This window comes from Streptomyces sp. 15-116A (assembly GCF_025290915.1).
Lineage (GTDB): Bacteria > Actinomycetota > Actinomycetes > Streptomycetales > Streptomycetaceae > Streptomyces.
On record NZ_JAOCQE010000359.1, the window covers coordinates 1 to 5,302 of the forward strand.

Sequence of the window (5,302 nt, forward strand, 5' to 3'; positions counted from 1 at the left end):
GTCGCCGTGGAGAACCGCCACCACCGCGGCTGACGAGCCATGCCCTTCCTCAAGGCCGGCGCCTCGGCGTCGCGTCTCTGTCTGTCATGCCCTTGACATATCTGCCCCTCGCAAGGACACCCGCACGGAAAGGAAAGGCCATGTCCCCCATCCCCCGCAGGTCCCTCCTCAAGGCCGCCGCCGTCGCCGGCGCCGCCGCCCAGTTCAGCTGGGCCCTCGGCTCCCGGAACGCGGCCGCCGCACCCAGAGCCGAGGCCGCCGACGCCGACCCGGTGACCCTCGACTGGCTGGAGGAGGGCGGCCTCGGCGCCGCCCCCGGCTCCACCGTCGGCGTGCCCTGGCCCAAGGGCGCCCACCAGGAGGACCAGACCTTCGCCCTGACCGACGCCGATGGAAAAGCCGTCCCCGTCCAGTCCTGGCCGATCGCCTACTGGCCCGACGGCTCCCTCAAGTGGACCGCCCACGCCGTCGGTTCCGGCTCCGGCAAGCTCACCCTCACCGCCGGCACACCCGCCGCCCCCGAGAAGAAGGTCACCGTCGACAAGAGCGGCGGCACCATCGACATATCGACCGGCGTCATCACCGCGAAGATCGCCAAGTCGGGTGCCACGATCGTCAAATCGGTCACCCGCGGCTCCACCGAGATCGCCCGCGACGGCCGTCTCGTCCTGCTGCGCCAGCCCGAGTTCGAGGACGGCGACCAGACCACCGTCAAGACCGAACGCTTCGACGGCGCCGTCTCCGATGTCACCGTCGAACAGGACGGTCCCGTCCGCGCCGTCGTCCGCATCGACGGCAAGCACCGCAAGGGCAGCCGCAGCCGGCTGCCGTTCTCCCTCCGCCTCTACTTCTACGCGGGCGCCGACTCCTTCCGCATGGTGCACACCATCACCTACGACGGGACGCAGGAACCGGGCAAGGCGAGCGGCGACTTCATCCGCGGCCTCGGCGTCCGCTTCACCGTCCCCATGCGCGACGAGTCCTACGACCGCCACATCCGCATCGGCGGCGAGGGCACCGGCATGCTCCGCGAGGCTGTCAAGGGCATCACCGGACTGCGCCGCGATCCCGGAATCGCCGTGCAGGAGGCGCAGTTCGCGGGCAGGAAGCTGCCCGACCCCTCGACCTGGGACCAGCGCGTCACCACCCGGCTCCAGTACATCCCCGAATGGGGCGACTACACCCTCTCCCAGCTCTCCGCCGACGGCTTCGCCCTGCGCAAGCGCACCAAGAAGGGCTACGGCTGGATCCCCGCCGGCGGAGGCCGGCGCGCCTCCGGCTTCGGCTACGTCGGCGGCGTCAGCGGCGGACTCTCCTTCGGCCTGCGCGACTTCTGGGAGAAGTTCCCCGCCCAGCTCGACATCCGCGACGCCCACACCGACGAGGCCGAGGTCACCCTCTGGCTGTGGTCTCCCGAGGCCCAGCCCATGGACCTGCGCTTCTACCACGACGGCATGGGCCAGGACACCTACCCCGAACAGCTCGAGGGCCTCAACATCACCTACGAGGACTACGAGCCCGGCTTCGGCACCCCCTACGGCATCGCCCGCACCTCCGAACTCCTCTTCTGGGCCAATGAGTCGACGCCTTCGGCGGAGACCCTGGCCGAGCAGGTCGAGGCCGTCCGCGTCCTGCCGCAGCTGGCCGCACCGCCGGCGCAGCTCATCAAGGCCGGCGTCTTCGGCAAGGGCCTGTTCGCCGAACCCGACCGGTCCACCCCGGCCAAGGCCAAGATCGAGGACCACCTCGACTTCCTCTTCACCTACTACAAGGACCAGGTGGAGATGCGCCGTTGGTACGGCTTCTGGGACTACGGCGACATCATGCACACCTACGACACCGTGCGGCACCAGTGGCGCTACGACGTCGGCGGCTACGCCTGGGACAACTCCGAACTCTCACCCGACCTGTGGCTCTGGTACGCGTATCTGCGCTCCGGCCGCGCCGACATCTTCCGCTTCGCCGAGGCCATGACCCGCCACACCGGCGAGGTCGACGTCTACCACCTCGGCAAGTGGGCCGGCCTCGGCACCCGGCACGGTGTGCAGCACTTCGCCGACAGCGCCAAGCAGCAGCGCATCGCCAACACCACCTACCGCCGCTACTACTACTTCCTCACCGCAGACGAACGCGTCGGCGACCTCATGCACGCCAACGTCGACTCCGACGAGACCTTCCTCGTCCTCGACCCCATCCGCAAGATCCGCACCGAGCCGTACACCCCCGACCGGCACGCCCTGTCGATCGGCTTCGGCACCGACTGGAGCGGCCTGGTCTCCGCCTGGCTCACCGAGTGGGAGCGCAAGGGCCCCAAGTGGGAGAAGGCCAAGGCACGGGTGCTGTCCACCATGGAGACCATCGCCGCCCAGCCCAACGGCTTCGTCCAGGGCACCGGGCTCTACGACCTCGACACCGGCAGGTTCGCCATCGCCGACAAGCCCGTCGTCGGCGTCTCCCACCTGTCGGCCGTCTTCGGCCTCAACGAACTGTGCGCCGAGCTCATCGACCTCGTCGACATGCCGAAGTTCAACGAGGCCTACTTCGACTACTGCCGCTACTTCAACGCCACCAAGGCCGAACAGGCCGCCCGCTACGGCACCGACTTCGGCAGCCTGATCCTCTTCCAGGGCCACTCCCGCCTCGACGCCTACGCCGCCGTGAAGACCGGCGACGACAAGCTGGCCAAGCGGGCCTGGGACAAGTTCTACAACTCCGACGGCTACAAGGAGTCCGCGCCCTGGAAGACCGAGAAGGTCAGCGGGCCCACGGCGCTCGTCGAGGGCAGTGAGGCCACCTGGGTGTCCACCAACGACACCGCGCTCTACGGCCTCGCGGCCATCGAGAACCTGGCGCTGCTGGGGGACCGGATGCCGTAACGCGCGCATACCGGGCGCGGGCGGGCACACTCCGTCCATGGACTGGAACCATTACCGCTTCCGCAGTCTGTGGACCCTGTCCGCGCCCGCCCCCGTCGTCTACCGCGTACTGGAGCGGATCGAGGACTACCCCCTGTGGTGGCCGCAGGTGCGCGAGGTCGTCCGGCTCGACGACAGCAGCGGGATCGTACGGATCCGCTCCGTGCTCCCCTTCGACCTGCGGGCCACCCTGCACGAGGGGCGGCGTGACCCGGAGAAGGGAATCCTGGAGGTCGGCCTGTCCGGGGACGTCGACGGCTGGGCCCGCTGGACCGTCACCCGGCTCGGCCCCGGCGGCAGCCTCGCCCGCTACGAGCAGGAGGTCGACGTCCGCAAGCCGCTGCTGCGGCGGCTCGCCGTGCCCGCACGGCCCGCGTTCCGGATCAACCACGCCCTGATGATGCGGGCCGGCCGGCGCGGACTGGCCGCCCACCTGGAAGCGGTTTGAAGGAAGCGTGCCGGGACCTGTATTGTTCAGTGCGTTCCCGGGCGATTAGCTCAGTGGGAGAGCGCTTCGTTCACACCGAAGAGGTCACTGGTTCGAACCCAGTATCGCCCACCGGGAGAGCCGGTCCGTCACAGGCGGACCGGCTTTGTTGTGTTCACGAAGCGCCTCACGCCGCCGCCGGAAGGTCCGGGCGCAGCGGCCACGCCGGGTCCACCGCCTCCTCCGTGCCGCTGCGGGCGAACCACGCCTGCAGGCCCCGGGCCTGTGCCGCGTGCCACACCGCCTGCAGGGTGTGCAGCTCACCGGGGGAGAGCCGCTCGAGCCGGGAAGCGAACCGGCGCCCCACCGCCCGCGTGACCTCCAGCGCGGCCACCGCGTCCGCCGCCGCGTCGTGCGCCTCGTCCAGGCTGACGCCGTAGTGCGCGCACAGGTCGGTCAGCGTGCGGCGCCCCTTGCGGTAGCGGTCCAGGTGCTTGTCCAGCACCCGCGGATCCAGCACCAGCAGCGGCGTCCGCTCGAACCAGCGGTGCAGCGACGAGGCTCGGTGACGGCGCAACTCCCGGTCCAGCAGGGTGAGATCGAACGGCGCGTTCATCACCACCAGCGGCCGGCCCACACCCGCCTGCTCGGCCAGCGTCTCCGCTATCTCGTACATCACCGGCGCGGGCCAGCGGCCGTTGCGCTGCAGATGCTCCTCCGTCAGCCCGTGCACCTCCGTCGCCGCGGCCGGCACCGGCACGCCCGGGTTCACCAGCCAGCGGTTCACCCGAGGCCGGGCGCCCGGCGCGTCCTGGACGACGACGGCGGCCGACACGATCCGGTCGGTCTCGACGTCCACGCCCGTCGTCTCCGTGTCAAAGGCGGCCAGCGGCCCCTCGTACCAGCACGTCATTCCCACCAACCCCTTGCTCACCACCGGCAGTTGACGCACCGTCCGCTGCCCGCTCCGGTGATACCCGGCCTGTTTGCGCCGTACGCCGGAAGGAGACAACAGGAGTACGGGTCGCTGCAGTTCAGCGCCCCGCAGCGGGGATTCACTTGTTCTGGAAGGCTGTTCGGCCATGGCCATTGCGCAGCCCGAACGGGGCGGGCTGCTGCCCGAGCGCACGGCACCGTCTCGCGGCTCTCTCGCCACCACCGCCTGCATGGAGACCCTGCAGGTCGGCTATCTGCACGCCGTCGCGGCCGCCGCGGGCTGCTCGCTGTCCCAGCCGTTCCCGGACAACGGCATCGACTGGCACGTCAGTCACAGCGCCCCCGGGCACACCGTCGACGACGAGGTCACCATCAAGGTGCAGCTCAAGGCGACCTACCAGATCGCACCCGACCCGCCGGGCCGTGCCTTCTCCTTCACGCTCGACAACGCGCACCTCGCGAAGCTCGCCCGCACGCCGGTGTCCGTGCACAAGATCCTGGTCGTGATGCTCGTCCCGCGTTCCCAGGACGACTGGCTGCGCGCCAGCCACGACCGGCTCGACCTGCGCCACTGCTGCTACTGGACCAACCTCGCCGGACACCCGATCACCGGCCGGCAGCGCACCACCGTGCGGATCCCCACCTCACGCATCTTCGACGACCGGGCGCTGTGCGAGATCATGACCCGGGTCGGCACGGGAGGGAAACCATGACGCACCGCCCGACCGACGAGCCCCTGCGGCCGGTACGCCCGCACCCCACCGAGGCGGCATGGAGCGCCGGCCCGGACGGACCCGACCGGCCCGAAGGGGACGAGCGAGCCGCCGTGCCCGGGGAGAACGGGGGGAGGTGGCAGGCGGCCGAGCCCGGGGAGACCGGGTGGAAGCGGCAGCCTGCCGAGCCCGGAGAGACCGAGTGGAAGCGGCAGCCTGCCGAGCCCGGAGAGACCGGGTGGACGTGGCAGCTGTCCCGGGCCGGGACCGCCGGGCCGAGCGGGCGGGCCGCCGATGACGAGGGCGCGGCC

Annotated in this window: 4 protein-coding genes, 1 tRNA gene and 1 pseudogene; 5 read left to right on the forward strand and 1 reads right to left on the reverse strand. The window is 70.6% G+C overall.

The window, feature by feature from the left end:
* Positions 1-140 precede the first annotated feature (140 nt).
* The 3 genes from N4P33_RS32105 to N4P33_RS32115 all read left to right on the forward strand — a co-directional run bounded on the left by N4P33_RS32105 (position 141) and on the right by N4P33_RS32115 (position 3,474).
* Positions 141-2,876 (forward strand): Tat pathway signal sequence domain protein, encoded by a 2,736-nt coding sequence (locus N4P33_RS32105; protein ID WP_260830465.1) that lies wholly within the window; start codon positions 141-143, stop codon positions 2,874-2,876.
* Between the two features lie 37 nt (positions 2,877-2,913).
* Entirely contained in the window at positions 2,914-3,363 is a 450-nt protein-coding gene (locus N4P33_RS32110) for an SRPBCC family protein (protein WP_260830466.1), read from the forward strand.
* A gap of 39 nt (positions 3,364-3,402) precedes the next feature.
* Positions 3,403-3,474, forward strand: a tRNA-Val gene (locus N4P33_RS32115).
* Positions 3,475-3,529: 55 nt separating this feature from the next.
* Here N4P33_RS32115 and N4P33_RS32120 read toward each other — a convergent pair.
* Entirely contained in the window at positions 3,530-4,255 is a 726-nt protein-coding gene (locus tag N4P33_RS32120) for a 3'-5' exonuclease (RefSeq protein ID WP_260830467.1), read from the reverse strand.
* A gap of 169 nt (positions 4,256-4,424) precedes the next feature.
* Here N4P33_RS32120 and N4P33_RS32125 point away from each other — a divergent pair, with 169 nt between their 5' ends.
* Both N4P33_RS32125 and N4P33_RS32130 read left to right on the forward strand, forming a co-directional pair.
* On the forward strand, positions 4,425-4,991 hold the full coding sequence (locus N4P33_RS32125) for a DUF4365 domain-containing protein (protein WP_260830468.1): 567 nt from the start codon (positions 4,425-4,427) through the stop codon (positions 4,989-4,991).
* Positions 4,988-5,302, forward strand: a pseudogene (locus tag N4P33_RS32130) (hypothetical protein); the annotation flags it as partial. The gene N4P33_RS32125 and the pseudogene N4P33_RS32130, both read left to right, overlap by 4 nt.